This is a genomic window from Nonomuraea sp. NPDC003201 (assembly GCF_053590415.1).
This window is the reverse complement of the sequence record NZ_JBSFTC010000555.1, coordinates 1-4,140: the sequence shown is the minus strand read 5'-3', so window position 1 is coordinate 4,140 and position 4,140 is coordinate 1. Positions and strand designations below refer to the sequence as shown.

The following is a 4,140-nucleotide window of genomic DNA, read 5'->3' as shown; positions in this document are numbered from 1 at the left end:
CGCCGGGCCCGCCGCCGCGCCCTCCTGGCCCGGCTGACCCCGCGCCCGGTGCGGTTCTACCGCCAGGGCGGCCTGATCGCCCGCCGCCAGCGCGCCCAGAACATCGTGGTCGCGCTGGGCTTCCTGTTCGTCCAGGCCATCGTGTGGCTGGTGTGGGGCTCGCTCCCGCTCAGCCTCGCCGTCCTGGTCTTCTCGCTGCTGCTGGTGCCCGTTGTCGTGACCCTCGCTTTCGACCGGAGGATCTGAATGTCGCTCGTATTGCTGCCCGCCGTGGACGTCGTCGACGGCCAGGCCGTACGCCTGGTGCAGGGCGAGGCCGGGACCGAGACCGGCTACGGCGAGCCGCTGGCCGCCGCGCTGGCCTGGCAGGAGGCGGGCGCCGAGTGGATCCATCTGGTCGACCTCGACGCCGCGTTCGGCCGGGGGAGCAACCGGGAGCTGCTCGCCGACGTCATCGGCCGGCTCGACGTGAACGTGGAGCTGTCCGGCGGCATCCGCGACGACGACTCCCTGGCCGCCGCGCTGGCCACCGGCTGCCGCCGGGTCAACATCGGCACCGCCGCCCTGGAGAATCCCGAGTGGTGCCGGAAGGTCATCGCCGAGCACGGCGACAAGATCGCGGTCGGGCTCGACGTGCGCGGCACCACGCTGGCCGCCCGCGGCTGGACCGAGGACGCCGGTGACCTGTGGGAGGTCCTCGACCGCCTCGAGGCCGACGGCTGCCCCCGCTACGTCGTCACCGACGTGACCAAGGACGGCATGCTGAAGGGCCCCAACCTCGACCTCTACCGCCGGATCCTGGCCCGCACCGGCCGGCCGGTCGTGGCCAGCGGCGGCGTCTCCTCCATCGACGACCTGGTCGCGCTCGCGTCCCTCGTCCCCGACGGGCTGGAGGGCGCCATCGTGGGCAAGGCCCTCTACGCTCACGCGTTCACACTGGAAAACGCGCTAGCCGCAGTACGTGTGTAGCTCTTGCCGGGAGGGGGCGAGATGAGCGTCAGCATCTTTGGTATGGAAAGCACCGGTCGCAGGGTGTTTTCCGGCGGAATCTGGGAGGAGCGGTACGGCTATGCCCGTGCCGTCGTGGCGGGTGACCGGGTGATCGTGTCCGGCTGCACCGCCACGGTCGACGGAGAGGTGCGCCATGTCGGCGACGCCTACAGACAGAGCCTGACCGCGATGGACATCGCGCTGGAGGCCGTCCTGATGGGCGGTCTGACCAGCGAGGACGTGGTCATGGTCCGTTACTATGTGGTGGAGCAGCGCCACTTCGACCTCGTCGGGCAGGCCATCGGCGAGGTCTTCGGCAAGGTGCGCCCCGCCTGCACCGGAGTGAGGGTGGCCGGGCTGGTCGACCCGAGAATGCTGGTCGAGATCGAAATCGAGGCACACCGAGCATGACCGTAGCCGTAAGAGTCATCCCCTGTCTCGACGTGGACGCCGGCCGCGTGGTCAAGGGCATCAACTTCGAGAACCTCCGCGACGCGGGCGACCCGGTCGAGCTGGCCAGGCGCTATGACGAGGAGGGCGCCGACGAGCTGACCTTCCTCGACATCACCGCCTCGTCCGGCGAGCGGGAGACCATGCTCGACGTGGTGCGCAGGACCGCCGAGCAGGTGTTCATCCCGCTCACCGTCGGCGGCGGCGTGCGTTCGGTCGAGGACGTCAACCGCCTGCTGCGGGCCGGGGCCGACAAGGTGTCGCTCAACACGGCGGCCATCGCCCGGCCCGAGCTGCTCACGGAGGCGTCCCGGCGCTTCGGCGCCCAGTGCGTCGTGCTGTCCGTGGACGCCCGCCGCGCGCCCGGCACCCCCAGCGGGTTCGAGGTGACCACGCACGGCGGTCGCCGCGGCACCGGGATCGACGCGGTGGAGTGGGCGGCCCGCGGCGAGGAGCTCGGAGTGGGGGAGATCCTGCTCAACTCGATGGACGGTGACGGCACGCTCGACGGCTACGACCTGGAGATGCTGCGCGCGGTCCGCGCCGCGGTGCGGGTGCCGGTGATCGCCAGTGGCGGCGCCGGCCGGCTGGAGGACTTCCCTCCTGCGGTGGCGGCGGGCGCCGACGCCGTGCTCGCGGCGTCGGTGTTCCACTTCGGCACGCTCAAGATCTCCGAGGTCAAGGACACGCTCCGGATGGCGGGCCACCCGGTCCGCTAGCCCGCCGGGGCGGGTGTCAGCGCGTGCGGGCGGGTCGCGAGGCCCGCCTGCGCGCGTCCGTCAGAAGACCCGCAGGTGGTGGAACAGCTCGTACGCGACGTCCTTCGCGGCGAACGCCGCCGCCTCCGAGCGCTTGACCGCCAGGTACGCGCTGCGCCGCAGCGGCCCCAGCGCCTCCATGAGCACCTCGTCGGCCTCCAGCGCGTCCAGCGCCTCGTCCAGCGACGCCGGCAGGCGGGTGTACTGGCCGGGCCGGGTGTCCGGGTCCACGTCCACGGCGGGTCCCGGGTCCAGCTTGCGCCGGATGCCGTCCAGGCCGGCGTGGATGACGGCCCCGAGCGCCAGGTAGGGGTTGGCGGAGGAGTCGGAGGGCTTGAGCTCCAGGTTGGGCTCGCCGCTCTCGCCGAGCGGGGAGCACACGCGTACCGCGGCCTCGCGGTTGTCGGGCCCGTGGACGGCGTACGCGCTCGCCCACGTCCGGGGCGCCAGCCGCCGGAAGCTGTTGACGCTCCCGCACGTGAGCGCCGTCAGGCCGGGCAGGTGGGCCATCAGGCCGCCGATGAACCCGTCGCGCACCTCGCCGTCCTCGGCGAAGACGTTACGGTTGTCGCTCCACAGGGACAGGTGCAGGTGCGCGCCGTTGCCCGCCTGGTCGGCCAGCGGCTTGGGGGCCAGCGTGGCCCACATCTGCATGCGCATCGCCGTGCCGCGCACGGTCTCGCGGTAGAGGACGTGGTTGTCGGCGGCCCGCAGCGCGGGCGCGTGGCGCACGGACAGCTCCTGCTGGCCGGGCCCCAGCTCGGGATGGTAGTGCTCGACCCGCAGCCCCTGCGTCTCCAGCGCGTGGACGAGCTTGATCGTGTAGTCGTGGGCCGTGTCGAACCCGGCGTTGGCGTAGCACAGCGAGTCGTCGAGCGGGACCAGCCGGTCGGGGCCGCCGGCCGGGTCGGGCAGGCGGCGGCCGAGCGTGAACTCCGGCTCGAACGCCGCGACCAGCGTGTAGCCCTCGGTGGCGAGCTCGGCGATGGCCTCCTTGAGGAAGGTGCGCGCGCAGGCCCCCCACGGTGAGCCGTCCGGCAGGCACAGGTCGGACAGCATCGCCGCCGCGCCAGGCGCATGGGGCAACGGGACGTAGGTGGCGGGGTCGGGGACAATGCGTACCTCGCCCACCGGACCCATGTGCTCGACCTCCTGGAGCTGGTCGAGCATGTTCATCGCCATCATGGCCACCGTGTGCCCGATGCCCGTGCTGAGCCGTTCCGCCAACCTCGACCGGGACGCGGCCTTGCCCCGGATCACGCCACCGTGGTCGGCGTACAGAAAACGGATCAGCTCGATTCCCTCAAGCTCGGTTCGCTCGAGGATCCGCCGCGCGTTGGGATCGAGCTGATTGATCTTTGTGCCGCTCGGGCGATCTCTCATCCTGCCTGCGTAACACGATCCGGCAGCGCGGGGAAGCATCTGGCGCAGACAGAAGCCTCGCGTCAGGTCAGAACATTTGTGAAGAACACAGCCAATTGGTCTGCTCCGTGAAGGATTCCTTCAAACACTCCGTTGACCGCCGCCGCAGCCTGGGTCGGCTTGGTGAACAGGTAGAACACCACGAACGCGACAGCCACGTAGGTGATCACCTTCTTGACCTGCATGGGGGCCTCCTGCAGTCCATTCCCAGCCGTATATACCCGGATCTGGGCGATCATCGGGCATCTTGGTGAAGATGTACATGATCCTAACCGGGGGGCTTCCTTACTGAGCCAATGGTAAGCGCAGAAGGTCTGGCGTGAACCCCTTGTTCGCCGGGATTTCCGTGATAGGTCGTCCGGATCACTCAGACGCCGAGGGAGGCGTCGCGCAGTCGTTCGACGTCCTCCGGGGCGCCGGTCAGCTCCACCTTGGTGTGCCGCTGCCGCCCGAAGCAGAACATGAGCAGCTCGGCCGCCCGGCCGGTGACCTCGACCCGCGCGCCGCCGCGGGGGCCGCC

At 70.7% G+C, this 4,140-nt stretch carries 6 protein-coding genes; 4 read left to right on the top strand and 2 right to left on the bottom strand.

Annotated elements, in window-relative coordinates; translation table 11 throughout:
• The 4 genes from ACWDX9_RS60545 to hisF form a co-directional block, all read left to right on the top strand.
• A partial coding sequence (locus ACWDX9_RS60545; protein ID WP_449972982.1) for a hypothetical protein occupies positions 1 to 246 on the top strand: 246 nt, incomplete at its 5' end.
• Positions 247 to 969, top strand: a complete 723-nt coding sequence (gene priA, locus ACWDX9_RS60540) for a bifunctional 1-(5-phosphoribosyl)-5-((5-phosphoribosylamino)methylideneamino)imidazole-4-carboxamide isomerase/phosphoribosylanthranilate isomerase PriA (RefSeq protein WP_364251617.1) — start codon at positions 247 to 249, stop codon at positions 967 to 969.
• Positions 970 to 990: 21 nt separating this feature from the next.
• Positions 991 to 1,401, top strand: a complete 411-nt coding sequence (locus ACWDX9_RS60535; protein ID WP_449972981.1) for a Rid family hydrolase — start codon at positions 991 to 993, stop codon at positions 1,399 to 1,401.
• Positions 1,398 to 2,159, top strand: a complete 762-nt coding sequence (gene hisF / locus ACWDX9_RS60530; RefSeq protein ID WP_355191790.1) for an imidazole glycerol phosphate synthase subunit HisF — start codon at positions 1,398 to 1,400, stop codon at positions 2,157 to 2,159. The genes ACWDX9_RS60535 and hisF overlap by 4 nt, the downstream gene beginning before the upstream one ends.
• 60 nt (positions 2,160 to 2,219) lie before the next feature.
• Here hisF and ACWDX9_RS60525 read toward each other — a convergent pair whose 3' ends face one another.
• Together ACWDX9_RS60525 and ACWDX9_RS60520 are read right to left on the bottom strand one after the other, a co-directional pair.
• Positions 2,220 to 3,581, bottom strand: a complete 1,362-nt coding sequence (locus tag ACWDX9_RS60525; RefSeq protein WP_449972979.1) for a glutamine synthetase family protein — start codon at positions 3,579 to 3,581, stop codon at positions 2,220 to 2,222.
• A gap of 62 nt (positions 3,582 to 3,643) precedes the next feature.
• The gene (locus ACWDX9_RS60520; RefSeq protein WP_449972977.1) at positions 3,644 to 3,805 is read right to left on the bottom strand and encodes a hypothetical protein; all 162 of its coding nucleotides are present in this window, start codon (positions 3,803 to 3,805) and stop codon (positions 3,644 to 3,646) included.
• Positions 3,806 to 4,140 lie beyond the last annotated feature (335 nt).